Raw genomic sequence first — 14,294 nt, 5'->3', positions numbered from 1 at the left:
CCTTACCTGCCGGGGGGATTAGGGCGCGCCAATGCGCCCGGACCTTGCCCACATCAATTGCTGGATCTTCGATCTGGACAATACGCTGTATCCGGCGAAGGCGGACCTGTTCGCGCTGATCGACGTCAAGATGGGCGAGTTCATCCAGGGCTTGCTGGGTTGCGACCCGGTGGTCGCGAAAGAGACGCAGAAGCGCTATTTCATGGAGCATGGAACGACGCTTTCGGGCCTGATGCACCATCACGGCATCGAACCACACGCTTTCCTCGACTATGTCCACGACATATCGATGGACCGGCTGGAGGTGGACGAGGCGCTGAATGCCCATATCGCCGCCCTGCCCGGCCGCCGGCTGATCTTCACCAATGGCGACGCGAATTATGCGGCGCGGGTGCTGGACAGGCTGGGGCTGTCGGGCACTTTCGAGCTGATTCACGACATCCACGCGTGCCAATATGTGCCCAAGCCCGATCCGTCGGGCTATGCGGAACTCTGCCGCGTCCATCAGGTCGAACCGACCCGCGCCGCCTTTTTCGAGGACATGGCGCGCAACCTTAAGCCCGCCAAGGCGATCGGCATGACCACCATCTGGGTCAACAACGGTTCCGAGGCGGGCAATCACGAACATCATCCCGACTTCATCGATTTTGAAACCGACCATCTGACGCCCTTTCTGGCGGATATCTTTGGGGAACAGCCATGAGCAACGAACTGATCGCAACCATCGACGCCGCCTGGGAGGACCGGGCCAATGTGGGCGTGGCGACGCAGGGACAAGTGCGTCAGGCGGTCGACAAGGCGCTCGCGCTGCTGGACAGCGGCGAACTGCGTGTCGCGCAGCCCGCAGGCGAAGGCTGGCAGGTCAACCAGTGGGCAAAGAAGGCCGTGCTGCTGTCCTTCCGCCTCAACGACAATGTCATGATCGACAACGGCCCGGGCGCCGGCCACTGGTGGGACAAGGTGCCGAGCAAATTCGCCGGCTGGGACGAAGCCGCCTTTCGCGCGGCCGGCTTTCGCGCGGTGCCGGGCAGCTTCGCCCGCGCCGGCGCGCATATCGCGAAGAATGTCATCCTGATGCCCAGCTTCGTCAACATCGGCGCCTTCGTGGATGAAGGCGCGATGGTCGACACCTGGGTGACAGTCGGCAGCTGCGCCCAGATCGGCAAGAATGTCCATCTTTCGGGCGGCGTCGGCATCGGCGGCGTGCTGGAACCCTTGCAGGCCGATCCGGTCATCATCGAGGACGACTGCTTCATCGGCGCCCGATCCGAGGTTGTGGAAGGCGTGCGCGTGGGCAAGGGGTCGGTGCTGTCGATGGGCGTTTTCATCGGCCAGTCGACCAAGATCGTCGACCGCGCCACGGGCGAGGTCTTCATGGGCGAAGTACCGCCCTATTCAGTGGTCGTGCCCGGCAGCCTGCCCGGCAAGCCGATGCCCGACGGCACGCCCGGCCCCAGCCTCTATTGCGCGGTCATCGTCAAGCGCGTCGACGCGCAAACCCGGTCGAAGACGGCGATCAACGACCTGCTGCGGGACTAAGGCTGATCGGCCCCTCTCCTTCGGGAGAGGGGCTTATAAGTGGCATTTGGGGCTAAGCAGCCCTACATAGCCCCCATGCCGCCCTCCACGCCCGACAATTCACCGCTCCCCCCCGTCTGGGCGACACTGCGGAGATTTCTGCCCTATCTGTGGCCCGCCGATGCCCCCGCCTTGCGCCGGCGGGTTGCCATCGCCATGCTGCTGGTGCTGGCGGCCAAGATCATCAGCCTCGCCATGCCCTTTGCCTACAAGGGAGCGATCGACCGGATGGTGCCGGGCATGGAGCCCGCCGCGGGGCTCGCCATGGCGCTGGTCGTCACCTATGCCGGCGCACGCTTCGGCAGCGTGCTGTTCGACAATCTGCGCAACGCGGTGTTCGAACGGGTGGGTCAGGAAGCCGGGCGGCGACTGGCCGACGACGTGTTCGTCCACCTCCACCGGCTGTCGCTGCGCTTCCATCTCGACCGGCGCACGGGCGCGGTCACCAAGATCGTCGAGCGCGGAACAAAGAGCATCGACACGATGCTCTATTTCCTGCTGTTCAACATCGCGCCCACGGTGCTGGAACTGGCGGCGGTCTGCGTCATCTTCTTCCTGAAGTTCGGCCCCGGCCTGGTCGCGGCGACGCTGGTGATGGTCGCGCTTTATATCTGGTTCACCCGCACCATCACCGAATGGCGCAACCAGCTGCGACGCGACATGGTCGACATGGATACCAGCGCCGTCGCCCATGCCGTCGACAGCCTGCTGAATTTCGAGACCGTCAAATATTTCGGCGCCGAGGAACGGGAGGCCGCGCGCTATGGCAAGTCGATGCGGCGCTACGCCGACGCCGCGGTCAAATCCGAAAACAGCCTGGCCTGGCTCAACATCGGGCAGTCGCTGATCACCAACCTGATGATGGCCGGCGCAATGGCCTACACCGTCTGGGGATGGAGCCATGGGCTGTTTTCGACCGGCGATGTGGTGCTGGTGAATACGCTGCTCAGCCAGCTTTTCCGTCCGCTCGATCTGCTCGGCATGGTCTACCGCACGATCCGCCAGGGGCTCATCGACATGGAGGCGATGTACAAGCTGATCGACACGCCGGCTGAAATCAGCGACGCGCCCGGCGCGCCGGCGCTGCACGCACATGGCGGCGAGGTGCGCTTTGACCATGTGCATTTCAGCTATGATGCCGAACGCGAGATATTGCACGGCGTCAGCTTCACGGTCCCTGCGGGCAAGACATTGGCAATCGTGGGACCATCGGGCGCTGGCAAGTCCACCATCGCGCGGCTGCTATTCCGATTCTACGACATACAGGGCGGCCGGATCAGCATCGACGGGCAGGACATCGCGCAGGTGACGCAGGCATCGCTGCGCGCGGCGATCGGCATCGTGCCGCAGGACATGGTGCTGTTCAACGACACGGTGGGCTATAATATCGGCTATGGCCGCGAAGGGGCGAGCCAGGAGGAAATCGAGGAAGCCGCAAGGGCCGCGTCGATCCACGACTTCATCCTGCGCCTACCCCAGGGCTATGCCACCCGCGTGGGCGAGCGGGGCCTGAAGCTGTCGGGCGGCGAGAAGCAGCGCGTCGCGATCGCGCGGACACTGCTCAAGGACCCGCCCGTACTCGTCCTGGACGAGGCGACGAGCGCGCTCGACAGCCGCACCGAAACCGAAATCCAGGATGTGCTGCGCAACATCGCCCGCCGGCGCACCACCTTGATCGTCGCGCACCGTCTTTCCACCGTTGTCGAGGCGGACGAGATTATCGTGCTGGATCAGGGCAGGATCGTCGAGCGCGGCCGTCACGGCGATCTCGTGCGCGCGGACGGCCTCTATGCCGCCATGTGGGCGAGACAGGCGACCGAGCGGAACGAGGCGGACCAGGACGCGGTGCCCGACAATGGACTCGGGAGGCTGGAGCCGGCGGCATCGGTGCGCTGAGCAGCGAGGCGATAGCTCGACGTCCGAGCAACAAATCAAGCTACGGCCGAGCTGGCGCTACTTCGTCCGGGCCGGGACCGCCTCGGTGCTGCTCGAACCCGCTTGTCGCCATGCGCTTCAAGGAGGCTCACGCGCGCTCACCACAAGCGGGCTGACGCTGCTGCTCGTCCTGCCGATATGGACCGAGGGCGCGGTCGGGATAGTCTGACGCGACAGGCGGGCGGCCCCTTCCCGCCGTGGCAGGAAAGGGACTGCCCGCCTGACTGGTCAATGGCTGCTAACGGTAGTCGTCGTCTTTTCCACGACGGTGGCACGTACGGGGGCACGGGTGCTTTTGCGAACCACCTTGCGCTTGACGGGGGCCGCCTTGCGGACCGTGGCCGGGGTGGACTTTACCGTCTCGGTGGTGACGGTCGTCGTCGCCGGGACGGCCGGCGTCGTCGCAGCAGCGCGGGCGGCCCGTGCCTCGGCAGCGGCGGAGGCGGCAGCGCGTTCGGCAGCATCCGCGCGCGCGTTGGCGGCCGCCGCATCCTGCTGCGCGGCGGAGGCGGTGGATGCCTGGAGCCGCGCGTCGGCCTCAGCGCTCGCCTGGCTCTGGCCAAGCGCCGTGTCGGCAAAGCCCTGCGCTTCGACCGCAGCCCTGATGGCGTTCTGTTCCTTGCCGCTCTTCAGCGCTTCCTGGGCAAGACGAAGGGAGGTCTCGGCCTTGGCCAGGACAGCCGGATCAAATTGGCCGGTCTTGAGCTTATTGACGGATTCAATCTTGCCCTGCGCTTCAGCAATGGCCTTGAGCGCGCGTTCCTCGTCGCCGGCCAGAGCCGGGCCGCTTGCGAGGAACAGGGCGGAAGCAGCCGCAAGGGCGCGGATGGAATAGCCAATCTTTCGCATAGTTTCTCCTGTCCATGTTCTACAGGGCAGGGAAACGACCCGCGGCACAATCAAGTTCCGGGAGGGTAACCATCCATCCCCGTGTCGAGGAAAGGCGCGGCCACTTGCCGGGGTACGCGCAGGATGCGGCCTGTCGCCTTGTCGATGATCGCCCAGGTCGATCGGGCGGCAACCTTGACCTTGCCGTCGGGCCCCGTGAACTCGATGTGGCGGTCAAAGCGGGCGCCGCGCGGACCTTCCGGAATCCAGGTGCGGGCGCTGACGGTTTCGCCCATTCGCACATTGCCGCGATAGTCGATCTCGTGGCGGGTCACGACCCAGACATAGGCATCCAGATGCTCCGGCGCGGCGTCGCGCGTCCAATGCTCGGTCGCGACCTGCTCCATCCATTGCACCCAGACGGCATTGTTCACATGGCCCAGAACATCGATATGCTCTGGCCCGGCGGTGATCCGGGTGGTGTAGCTGGAGGCCATCAGTCCGCGACGCCCAGCTGCCACAGGATGAAAGCGAACTCCTCCGCCGTTTCATGGAGGCTTTCAAAGCGGCCGGACTTGCCGCCATGACCCGCACCCATGTTTGTCTTGAGGATCAGGACATTGTCGTCCGTCTTGGTCGCCCGCAGCTTCGCCACCCATTTGGCCGGCTCCCAATAGGTGACGCGCGGATCGTTGAGGCCGGCGGTCACCATGATCGGCGGGCAAGGTTGCGGCTTCACATTGCTGTAGGGATCATAGCCAAGGATCGTCTCGAACGCCGACTTGTCCTCTATCGGATTGCCCCATTCAGGCCATTCCCCGGGCGTCAGCGGCAGGCTTTCGTCCAGCATCGTGTTGAGCACGTCGACGAAGGGCACATGCGCCACGACCGCGCCCCAGAGGTCGGGATCGCTGTTGACGACCGCACCCATCAGCTCGCCGCCGGCCGAACCGCCCGAGATGCTGATCCGTCCCTTGGCGGTATAGCCGCGTTCGACAAGGCCTTTTGCGACATCGACGAAGTCCGTGAAGGTGTTGCCGCGCTTGTCGAGCTTGCCGTCGAGATACCATTGCTGGCCCAGGTCATCACCGCCGCGTATATGGGCAAGCGCATAGGCAAAGCCCCGGTCGAGCAGCGACAATCGGCTAGTGGAAAAGCCCGGCTCCATCGCGATGCCATAGGCGCCATAGCCATAGAGGTGGAGCGGTGCGCTGCCGTCGCGGGGCAGCCCCCTGGGATAGACGATCGACACGGGGATCGGCGTGCCGTCGCGGGCCGGGACGGTCAGCCGCTCGGTCGCATAGCGGCTCGCCTCATAGCCGGACGGAATTTCCTGGACCTTCAGCACCTCCAGCTCGCCGGTCGCGAGATGATAGTCATAGATGGTGTCGGGCGTGACCATCGATTCATAGCCGATGCGCAGCTTGGTCACGTCATATTCGGGATTGTCGTCGAGGCTCGCCGAATAGCTGGCCTCCGGGAAGGAAATGCGCCTGGGGCTGTGGGTGGCGTAATCGCGAAGCTCGATCTGGTCGAGCCCGTCCTGCCGCCCTTCGGTGACATAGAAGTCTTTGAACAAAGTGAAGTCGGTGAGGTAGAAATGGGCGTCCGGCGCAATCACCTCTTCCCACTCGTCCGGATGGTCCAGCAATGCCTTCACCAGCCGGAAATTGGGATGGGTGTCGTTGGTGCGGATGTAGAGCGTGCCCTCATGCTCATCGACATCATATTCGCGCCCGGGTTTGCGCGTGGACACGAGCAGGGGCCGCGCCGTGGGCTCATTGGCGGGGAGCAGCCAGGCTTCGGTCGTCACATGGTCGCCAGTCGCAATGACGATCCACTTTTCCGAGGAGGTAAGGCCGATCGAAACGCGAAAACCCTCGTCATCCTCGTGGAACAGCTCGATATCAGCCTCCACCGGCTGACCGAGCCAATGAAGCTGGGCATTGTCGGTGCGCCACTGATCGTTGGCAATGCCGTAAATCAGGCCCTTGCTATCGGAGGTCCAGACCAGGGAGGACAGCGTGTCCGGGATGACCTCGGGCAGAATCTCGCCCGTCAAAAGGTCCTTGATCCGCGCCTCGAACCGTTCCGAACCATTATTGTCGATGGCATAAGCGAGATAGCGGCCATCCGGGCTGACCGATAGCGCGCCAAGCCGGAAATAGTCATGTCCGGCCGCGAGCGCCGGTTCGTCCAAGATCAGCTGGTCATCGCCGCCCGCCACGGGCTTGCGATACCATTTGCGATATTGCGCCCCGACCTCGAATGCGCGCCAGTAGATATAGTCGCCATCTTTTTGCGGGACCGAGCTGTCATCTTCCTTTATGCGGCCCTTCATCTCTTCGAACAGCCGGTCGACTAGCGTCGTGCGGGGCTGCATCGTCGCTTCGAACCAGGCGTTCTCCGCTTCCAGATAGGCGAGCACATCCTTGTCCTTTACCTCCGGGTAGCCGGGATCGCGCAGCCAGGCATAGGGGTCCTCCACCCTGATGCCATGGCATTCGAAGCTGTGCGGGCGGCGGGCGGCAAAGGGCGGCTTGGTCGAAACGGTCATCCAGGGTCCTGATTCTGATAGGGCGGCGCGCTGGCATATGCGCGCTGGCCTGCTTATGTTGGCGACAATGCATCCTGCGCAAGGGGCGCCAACAAGCCCCGGGCAAAATCTGATCCAGGGGAAATGGCGATGTCCACCTATGAAGACCGGCTGAAGGCGCTCCGGGCCCAGTTGAAGCGCGTCCAGCTGGACGGGTTTGTCGTGCCGCTCACCGACGAGCACATGAGCGAATATGTCGGCGCCTATGCCCAGCGGCTCGCCTGGCTGACGGGGTTCCACGGATCGGCGGGGAGCGCGGTGGTATTGCCGCAGGAGGCGGCGATCTTCGTCGACGGCCGCTATACGCTGCAGGTGCGCGAGCAGGTGGACGCGGCGCACTGGCAATATGAAAGCGTGCCGCAGACATCCGTCGCCCTTTGGCTCAAGGATCATGCCACCACCGGCGCGCGGATCGGCTATGACCCCTGGCTGCATACCCGCGCCTGGGTGAAGGCGGCGAGCGAAGCGCTGGCCCAGCGCGGCGCGGAACTGGTGCCGGTCGACAGCAATCCGGTCGACAGCATATGGGCGGATCGCCCAGCTCCGAGTACCGCCCGGCTGGTAGTGCATGAGGAGCGCTATGCCGGTCAGGCATCAGCAGACAAGCGACAGGCGATGGCCGACTGGCTGATCGCGAGCAAGGCCGGCGCGGTGATCCTGTCCGCGCTCGACTCGATTGCCTGGACCTTCAATATCCGCGGCAAGGATGTCGACCGCACGCCGGTCGCCCTTGCCTATGCGATCGTTCATGCCGATGCGACAGCAGACCTCTATGTCGCACCGGAAAAGGTTGACCTGGCCGTGGCGGAGCATCTTGGCCCTGCCGTGCGGCTTCACCCGCGCGATGCCTTCGCCGATGCGCTGAAGAAACTGTCGGGCAAGACGGTGGCGGCCGATCCCGAACGCGCCGTCGCCGCGATCTTCGAAGCGCTGGAGGCTGGCGGCGCGACCGTGCTGCCAGTGCGCGACCCGGCGGTGCTGCCCAAGGCGATCAAAAACCCGGTCGAGATCGCCGGCCACAGGGCGGCGCAGGCGCGTGATGGAGCCGCCCTCTCCCGCTTCCTGCACTGGCTGTCGGTCGAAGCGCCCAAGGGCACGATCGATGAACTGACGGCGGCGGCGCGGCTGGAGGCTTTCCGGCACGACACGGGACTGCTGGAGGACCTGTCCTTCGACACGATCAGCGGTGCGGGCCCCAATGGCGCGGTGGTGCATTATCGCGCGGAGGAAAAGACCAACCGGCGGATAGAGCCCGGCTCGCTTTACCTCGTCGATTCCGGCGGCCAATATCGCGACGGCACCACCGACGTCACCCGCACCATTGCGATCGGCACGCCCAGCGAAGAGATGAAGCGTTGCTTCACGCTGGTGCTGAAGGGACATGTCGCGCTCGCCCAGGCGGTTTTCCCGAAGGGCACGCGCGGCGGCCAGATCGACGTACTGGCGCGGCAGTTCCTGTGGGCGCAGGGGCTGGACTATGCCCATGGGACGGGCCATGGCGTCGGCAGCTTCCTGTCGGTGCATGAAGGGCCGCAGCGGATCGCGACGATGGGTAATGGCGACGAACCGCTCCAGCCCGGCATGATCTTGTCCAACGAACCGGGCTATTACCGCACGGGGGAATTCGGCATCCGTATCGAAAATCTGGTGCTGGTCGAACCGCGCGACATTCCCGGCGCCGAGCGGGAGATGCTGGGGTTCGAGACGCTGACTTTTGCGCCGATCGACCGCCACGCGATCACGCTGGACCTGCTGACAGAGCAGGAACGGCAGTGGATGAACGCCTATCATGCAAAGGTCGTGGAGGTGGTCGGGCCACAGCTGGACGGCGAAGCGCTGGCCTGGCTAAAAAATGCCTGCGCACCACTGTAAGCAAGCGCCAGCGAGGACCCGGCGGCGATCAGTCCGGCTGGCGCGGCCGCTTGGTCGCGGGCGGCCTGGTTTCGGCCTCGCCTGCCCGTGCCTGGGCCTTGCGGCGGCGCAGATTGTCCCGAAGCGCCTGCGCCAGCCTGTCCTTGCGATCGTCCTGTTCGCTCGTCATGTCGCGGCCCTTAAGCAAATTGCGCCATCGACCGCAAGCTGCCTTGACAAGCATCGCGGGCCCGGTCATAGGCCCGGCTCCGCCGCCCGAGAGAGCCGGGCGGAACGAAAAGTGCTGCCGTAGCTCAGTGGTAGAGCGCATCCTTGGTAAGGCTGAGGTCGTGAGTTCAATCCTCACCGGCAGCACCATTTTTCTCAATGGCTTAGCGGTGGGTTTGGGGCTTGCAGCGAGGGTGCTTCCCATAGGGGCAATCACCGGACAAGCACGCGGGAATAATGCGGTGTTGAAGTGCTCGATTGGTGCCATTACGTGATACTGACCCTCCTGCTAGCAAGGCATTCGGCTTCTTTCACGCCGTTCCCCCAGATTCGTGACGTGCTTGGCGAGTGGCCTGACGCTGTTAAGAATGATTTGGCCGGCCACACCCGGAACAGTCATCAACGCTGATCGGTCACGATGAAGAGCGATGCATATCGCGCCCGCAACCAAGGAAACCACCCAGCGTGTAGGATGTCAGCGAGTTGCGGAAAAGCACGTTCGACAGACATGTCGATGAAATCACCGGGGTTCACGAGAAGTGACCGAGATGCTGATATTTTCGGGCACTTCCAGCTTTCCGGTCATGTGCCACCCAGATTGATCCATCAGCAGCACACCTTGGGCACCTGGTTCGATAGCGAGCGATATCTCCGCCAAGTGCAGCGACATGGTCTGTGTGTTGCAGAACGGGAGAACCAGACCAGCCCTTGCCGAGTTCTGGGCAGATGGCACCGAAGATGTAGGCCGATTTCGTCCTCTGGTCCTTCGGCGCCGATGACCGGGTGCCGCGCTTGGCCCAGCGCCGGGTGATCTTGTTGTTCTGGCCGACGCGGGCCTCACCTGGAACCAGACCTCTATCGGCGTGCCGTGCGGGAGGGTGGCTTCGATCTTTGCCAGCCCGGCTGCAAAGCCCCCTTTTTGAAGTCCTCCATCGCATATTCGTTCTGGGCATGGTGACTTGGGCGTGCGGTCAGTTTGACATAGCCCAGCTTCTTCAGCTCCCGCCCCACGGTCGTTTCCGTCAGGGACACGCCAAACTCGTCATGGAGCCACCGCGCCAAGTCGATCAGCCGCCAGCGGACAATGCCATGGATTGCCGGGATCGGCCCGCTTTCAACGATGTCTGCCAGAGCCTGGCACTGGGCATCATTCAACAAGGGGAGCTTGCCCGGCGCTTGCCTGTCGAGGAGTCCGTCTGGACTTTGGGCATTGAACCGAACGACCCAGTCCCGCACGATCTGCAACGTCACCCCGCCAGTACGCGCCGCATCGCTGCGGCTCCCGCCATCATAAATGTCCGCCAATGCCAGCAGCCGCCGTCCCTGGTCGCGCTCCTTGTCGCACGCGCCAGTCGCCTCAAACCCACCGCATCAAAGTCCTCCCGCAATCCGATCGCTGTACCCATGGACGCGCCCTCCAACCGGCAGCCATAGAGTCAGAAATTCGGCGCATTTTGGAATCCCCCTGGGGAGTCAACATCAGGGGAAGCCGGTATAAGGCATGGTTGCTCGAGGGTGAAAGATGCAGAACGCGAAAGCGATATGGCTCTAGGTGGGTGCGTTCAGTATGCCACGCGAGCATCTGCTGTCGTAGCAGCTGGTAAAACGGCTGGTAAAAGAACTCATCGAATTATACGCCAGCATCGCTGCGGACGGGGGCCGTTCGGATGGAGAAATATATCCTGATAGCGTTGGCGGCGGGTCGCGTTGCCTTTCGGATCGAGGGGCTGACCGTAGCGCTGCGTATATTTCTGCTCGATCAGCATCAGGTGGACGCATCCCGCCGCATCGCAGAGCTTAACAGATTATGCTTCAGCCGGATCGCTTCGACCGTGATGGCGCCTTATGAGATGGTTGGGCTTCCCGCATGGTCACCGCAAAACGACGACGCTGGTCGCGGGGCTGAGAATGAGCGGGACGATCGCGCCGATGGTGCTCGACGGACCGATCAACGGCGACTGGTTCGAGGCTTACGTCGGCCAGGTGCTCGTCCCCGAACTTAAGCCGGGTGACATCGTCATCAGGGACAACCTCGCCAGCCACAAGCGCCCCTCGGTGCTCGCTATGATCGAGGATGCAGATGCAAGCCTGCGCTTCCTTCCGCCCTACAGCCCCGACTTCAACCCCATCGAAAAGGCCTTCTTACAGGGTGCTTTTTTGGTCCGCGCAGTGCCAATAGCAAAAGTGCGATTGTCGAATAACCGATAACAAAGCCAAGATAGTGTGCGGTGCTGCCAAGGTTTGCTAAAGAGACAACATAAAATGTGGGGGCTCCAACGAAAGGTAGCATGGCCAACGCCGTGAAACCAAAGGCGCGGCCCAGCAGCTCAGTGCCAAATGACCTTCTTAGCAACAGGCTTTGCGCGGGCAGCAATGCGCTGTACGCAAAGCCGAAAATGCCGAACGATGCGAGCATGACGGAATATTCCTTGGTGAGTATGAATATCCCGAGAGCAAGTCCGCAGAGCATGAGTGCCGAGCTTAAAAGTTTTCCCGGGTCAAACTTGTCGAACAGGGCTCCCCAAGCCGGGGTGGCGACTAATCCGGCTAATGCCGCAACAGATAGCAGCAGGCTTGCATCGATAAGCGGAATGCCGAGCTTCATTGCGTGGCTGATGCTGGTTAATCCGACAGCGATACCAATGCCATTAGCCAGCCCGGCAACGATCACTATGATCCAGAAAGCCGGCTGCTGCACAAAGAATTTGACTACCGAAACCGGCAATTTCTGCGTCCCCACCGCAATCGGGTTCACATGGCGACGTAGAAATAGCAACGGAATGACAAACAGAGCGGCGACAAGACTGAGGGCAGCGAAAGTCGATCGCCAACCAGCGATCTCCGAAGACCAGGCAGCAAACGGCGGCAAAATAATCCCTCCGGCCGAAACACCGGCTGCCGCGATCGCCAGCCGGATACCCTGCCGCGTACCGACGGTGCCGAGAATAAGCTTCGTCGCGCTCGCCATTCCCAAAGCGGTAGAAGGCAGGCAAATTGCCAGGATCGCTATCCCGCCGAAAATCACGGGACTGCCGGCGATGGCCAGCGCCGCATATGCGATTGCCGTAAGCGTCGCTGCACCTGCCATGACGGAGATGGCGGAGAAGCGGTCCAGCAGGAATCCGCACGGCAGTGCCCCCAGTGCCATCCCCATCGCCGCCAGCGAGCCAATTAGACGCGCGTTAGCGTCCGCCATATGGAGAGACGCAGAAACCGACGTGAGCAATACATTGAACGACACGACGAAGCTGGACATCATAAAATTGCCAATCAGCGCCACAATAACGATCGCTATCTGGACGGTGCGCCCAACCTCAGATGTGATACTCTTCTCGGTCCCGGATGCTTTAGCCATTGCCCAATACCTTTTTATCGCGCTTTTCGTGGGGTGCGCGCAAAATCGTTCAAACGGTCTTCGGGGAGAGTTGTGCTGCGATATGCTCCAACGCTCTCATCGAATCAGAATCCGCCTTCCTCCCGCAACCAGGTAATAAGGAGGCGCGCCAGGGTATATCGCTTGGTCAGGAACATATGGTCGGTATCAAGGACAACCTCGCTGAAATGCCTAGCGCCGGCTTCGCGAAGCGCGGCTGCATTGGGCTTGTGGCAGACGGTCAATGGCGACATGTCATCTTGGCTGGCACCGACCATCAGCAGATGCCTGTCGGTCAGGTTGGGCGCTTGCTGGATAATACTAAGCCGCCTTATCTCGGCGTCGGTCAGGGCATTGAGCCATTCTTCATAATCGACCTCCCCCGCCGTCGCATCCCTCAGGGCGCGATAGAAGGGCCTTGCCCGATTGAGGTTCTCGGGTGAAAGCTGGGCGTCTGGATTGCCCGGCGCGGCGGCAATCGCATAATTTGCGACCTTGGATTCCGCGCAGGCTGCAAAACTGACGTTCCCGCCGCCCCAACCAAGGCCGAACAGTGCCACCCGCTCCTTATCCAGGCGTAGGATCGTACCACCCATCCCGGTTTTGCCTTCACCCGCGTTCGCTACGATCCAATCCACCAGGGCATGCACGTCGTCCACTGCTTTGGACATCGAGTATGACTCGCCTTCACGCGAAGTTCCGCGAGGATGATATGTAAGCACATGAATTCCGGCATAATTCAGTGGGACAATCAGACTTTCCAAGCTATCGCCACCGCCCATTGGGGGGCTAATAATGACGGTTCCCTTTGCCCCGCATCCAGCCGCCAACGACAGGTCACCGAACACCTCGGTGCCGCCGCTTTCGACAATTACAGGGCAGCCACCAGGGGGAAAATCGGGATCGAGATAGGGGAGATCCCTGAAAGCACCATCGATATCTGCCAGCGGATCAAACATCTTATTTTCCACTTCTTCAATTCAGTCAGGAAAGCTGTGCGCTAAAACCCTGGCTGCGCAGCCATTCGATCATGATGCGGGCAAGTGAAAAGCGCTTGGTCAGGAAAGCGTGATCGGTCTCCAAGATCAAATCCGTAAGATCTTTGGCCCCGGACTCCCTCAGCGCGTTTGCTATAGGCTTATGACAAACCTCGATGGGAGATAATGCATCATGACTTGCTCCCAACAACAGCAGATGCTTTGAGACAAGCTTCGGGGCATTGTGATTAATACTGATCCTGTTCTTTTCCGCGGAAGTCATGGCGTTGATCCATAGTTCGTAATCAGAGCGCCCGCGGGTTGCTTCCTTCAACTCTCTGAACATTGGCAGCATCTTTTCAAGAATGGCTGGAGTTGTTTGGATATCAATGTTACCCGGGGCAACCGCAATTGCATAATGGGCATGCTCTGACTCGGCACATACAGCATAACTGACATTGCCGCCCCCGCCGCTAAGCCCGAACATTGCGATCCGGCCAGGATCGAGCCGCAGCGGCGGACCGGACAACGCAGTTTTATCCGCCGATGAATTCGCCACGATCCAGTCGATTATCGCGTGAACATCATCAACCGATCGCGGCATCGAATAGGTTGTATGCGGATCCCGCACGCCCCTAGGCCGATAGGAAACGACGTGGATGCCCGCATACATCAATGGAATCGCCACGCTGTTCATCGATTCCCACCCGCCCATGGGCGGGCTGATGATAACAGTGCCCTTGGGACCAGGGCCACCCGCCAGCCACATCTTGACGGGGATGTTCGTCCCACCGCTTTCAACGACAAATTGAGTGAAGGATGGAGGAAAGTTTGGGTCCGTCAACCGGGGGTCGGCAAAGGCGGCGTCAACGCTCGCACTGGAATCGTAATGAGGCAGTTGATCTTCCATGTCCTGTTCCCCGAAAGA

General features: G+C 62.0%; 12 protein-coding genes, 1 tRNA gene and 1 pseudogene. 6 read left to right on the top strand and 8 right to left on the bottom strand.

The annotated features are described in order from the left end of the window. Positions 1-31: 31 nt before the first annotated feature. The 3 genes from AAC640_RS08900 to AAC640_RS08890 all read left to right on the top strand — a co-directional run bounded on the left by AAC640_RS08900 (position 32) and on the right by AAC640_RS08890 (position 3,474). The gene (locus tag AAC640_RS08900) at positions 32-703 is read left to right on the top strand and encodes a pyrimidine 5'-nucleotidase (protein ID WP_340265761.1); all 672 of its coding nucleotides are present in this window, start codon (positions 32-34) and stop codon (positions 701-703) included. Then, on the top strand, positions 700-1,539 hold the full coding sequence (dapD, locus tag AAC640_RS08895; RefSeq protein WP_340265760.1) for a 2,3,4,5-tetrahydropyridine-2,6-dicarboxylate N-succinyltransferase: 840 nt from the start codon (positions 700-702) through the stop codon (positions 1,537-1,539). The genes AAC640_RS08900 and dapD overlap by 4 nt, the downstream gene beginning before the upstream one ends. Positions 1,540-1,614: 75 nt before the next feature. Beyond that, positions 1,615-3,474, top strand: coding sequence for an ABCB family ABC transporter ATP-binding protein/permease (locus tag AAC640_RS08890; RefSeq protein ID WP_340265856.1), 1,860 nt, complete (start codon positions 1,615-1,617; stop codon positions 3,472-3,474). A 267-nt stretch (positions 3,475-3,741) separates the two neighbouring features. Here the strand turns inward: AAC640_RS08890 and AAC640_RS08885 are convergent, their stop codons facing one another. From AAC640_RS08885 to AAC640_RS08875, 3 genes are read right to left on the bottom strand one after another with little or no spacing between them, the layout of a single operon-like run. After that, a complete protein-coding gene (locus AAC640_RS08885; protein ID WP_340265759.1) occupies positions 3,742-4,362 on the bottom strand; it encodes a hypothetical protein in 621 nt (206 codons plus the stop codon). Positions 4,363-4,412: 50 nt separating this feature from the next. Continuing rightward, a complete protein-coding gene (locus tag AAC640_RS08880) occupies positions 4,413-4,838 on the bottom strand; it encodes an acyl-CoA thioesterase (protein WP_340265758.1) in 426 nt (141 codons plus the stop codon). Then, the gene (locus AAC640_RS08875; protein ID WP_340265757.1) at positions 4,838-6,898 is read right to left on the bottom strand and encodes a S9 family peptidase; all 2,061 of its coding nucleotides are present in this window, start codon (positions 6,896-6,898) and stop codon (positions 4,838-4,840) included. Before AAC640_RS08875 ends, AAC640_RS08880 begins: the two co-directional genes overlap by 1 nt. A gap of 129 nt (positions 6,899-7,027) precedes the next feature. On the opposite strand from AAC640_RS08875, the gene AAC640_RS08870 reads away from it, so the two are divergent. Continuing rightward, positions 7,028-8,809 (top strand): aminopeptidase P family protein, encoded by a 1,782-nt coding sequence (locus AAC640_RS08870; protein WP_340265756.1) that lies wholly within the window; start codon positions 7,028-7,030, stop codon positions 8,807-8,809. 28 nt (positions 8,810-8,837) lie between these two features. Here AAC640_RS08870 and AAC640_RS08865 read toward each other — a convergent pair whose 3' ends face one another. Then, positions 8,838-8,978 (bottom strand): hypothetical protein, encoded by a 141-nt coding sequence (locus AAC640_RS08865; protein ID WP_340265755.1) that lies wholly within the window; start codon positions 8,976-8,978, stop codon positions 8,838-8,840. Between the two features lie 113 nt (positions 8,979-9,091). On the opposite strand from AAC640_RS08865, the gene AAC640_RS08860 reads away from it, so the two are divergent. Then, a tRNA-Thr gene (locus AAC640_RS08860) sits at positions 9,092-9,166 on the top strand. Positions 9,167-9,871: 705 nt separating this feature from the next. Here the strand turns inward: AAC640_RS08860 and AAC640_RS08855 are convergent. After that, on the bottom strand, positions 9,872-10,321 hold the full coding sequence (locus AAC640_RS08855; RefSeq protein ID WP_422794971.1) for a winged helix-turn-helix domain-containing protein: 450 nt from the start codon (positions 10,319-10,321) through the stop codon (positions 9,872-9,874). Between the two features lie 552 nt (positions 10,322-10,873). Between AAC640_RS08855 and AAC640_RS08850 the strand changes: the two are divergent. Then, positions 10,874-11,158: pseudogene (locus AAC640_RS08850) on the top strand (transposase); the annotation flags it as partial. Here AAC640_RS08850 and AAC640_RS08845 read toward each other — a convergent pair. The 3 genes from AAC640_RS08845 to AAC640_RS08835 all read right to left on the bottom strand — a co-directional run bounded on the left by AAC640_RS08845 (position 11,136) and on the right by AAC640_RS08835 (position 14,276). After that, positions 11,136-12,371, bottom strand: coding sequence for an MFS transporter (locus AAC640_RS08845; RefSeq protein WP_340265754.1), 1,236 nt, complete (start codon positions 12,369-12,371; stop codon positions 11,136-11,138). The pseudogene AAC640_RS08850 and the gene AAC640_RS08845 sit on opposite strands and share 23 nt — an antisense overlap. A 104-nt stretch (positions 12,372-12,475) precedes the next feature. Next, positions 12,476-13,348 carry an alpha/beta hydrolase family protein gene (locus tag AAC640_RS08840; protein WP_340265753.1) on the bottom strand — a complete coding sequence of 291 codons (873 nt, stop codon included), beginning with the start codon at positions 13,346-13,348 and terminating at the stop codon, positions 12,476-12,478. A gap of 25 nt (positions 13,349-13,373) precedes the next feature. Further along, positions 13,374-14,276, bottom strand: coding sequence for an alpha/beta hydrolase family protein (locus tag AAC640_RS08835; protein ID WP_340265752.1), 903 nt, complete (start codon positions 14,274-14,276; stop codon positions 13,374-13,376). Positions 14,277-14,294 lie beyond the last annotated feature (18 nt).

This window comes from Sphingobium mellinum (genome assembly GCF_037860795.1).
Classification (GTDB): domain Bacteria; phylum Pseudomonadota; class Alphaproteobacteria; order Sphingomonadales; family Sphingomonadaceae; genus Sphingobium; species Sphingobium mellinum.
This window is presented reverse-complemented; position numbering and strand designations above follow the sequence as displayed.